Source organism: Oleiphilus sp. HI0067, assembly GCF_001635735.1.
Genome location: NZ_LWFI01001101.1, coordinates 1 through 882, shown reverse-complemented (window position 1 = coordinate 882; position 882 = coordinate 1). Strand labels below are relative to the sequence as shown.

The 882-nt window shown below is 44.7% G+C and carries 1 protein-coding gene and 1 pseudogene; both read left to right on the top strand.

Annotated elements, in window-relative coordinates:
* A partial coding sequence (nhaD, locus tag A3739_RS15925) for a sodium:proton antiporter NhaD (protein WP_197472361.1) occupies positions 1-349 on the top strand: 349 nt, incomplete at its 5' end.
* 119 nt (positions 350-468) lie between these two features.
* Positions 469-882: pseudogene (locus A3739_RS15920) on the top strand (hypothetical protein); the annotation flags it as partial.

The window sequence follows — 882 nt, the reverse complement described above, 5'->3', positions numbered from 1 at the left end:
GTTTGGCTACCTCAACTTGGCGTCTATTTTTATGTACGAGCAAATGGGCGCGAGCTGGGCCAATATTTTGGTCGGTGTGTTGTCGGCGATTGTCGATAATATTCCTGTCATGTTTGCCGTGTTAACTATGCTTCCTGATATGTCAGTGAATCAATGGTTATTGGTGACATTAACCGCTGGAGTAGGTGGTTCGATGCTTTCGATTGGTTCTGCGGCGGGTGTTGCCTTGATGGGACAAGCTCGCGGTTACTACACGTTCTTTAGCCATTTGAAATGGACATGGGCAATCGCTTTAGGCTATGTCGCATCTATTGCTGTGCATTTTTGGATTTCGGATATGCCTTTTTGAGCAAGCTCAACGCGTTCAAAAATAATTGATTGAAAAAGGCGCCTTACTTTTACAGGGCGCCTTTTTTGGTTTTTAATGAAAGAATATGTTCACTTCAACATGCGTAGGAAGGGAGTACTTTGAGCGAAACGTTTGAGGATATGCCGCTATATCCGAAGGAACTTAGCTGGCTAGCGTTCAATGAGCGGGTTTTACAAGAGGCAGCTAATGCGGCTGTGCCAGAACTTCAACGCTTACGGTACTTAGGTATTTTTTCAAATAACATGGATGAGTTTTTTAGGGTCCGTGTTGCCGATGTCAGCCGACTCGCTGCGTTCTCCAAGGGTGGGGAAGATAAACAGTTCTATCGCGATCGCTTAACAGATATTCAAACCAGAACACGAGAGCTGCAGCAGCAATTTGAAGTGACTTACAAAAGTGTTCTTAAAGCGCTTAATCGACGTCACATCTACATTATTACCTACGAGCAGTTCAACAAGAAGCAGGGCAAAGAAGCACGCCGTATTTTCTTCGAGCAAGTGTTGCCTGAGTTA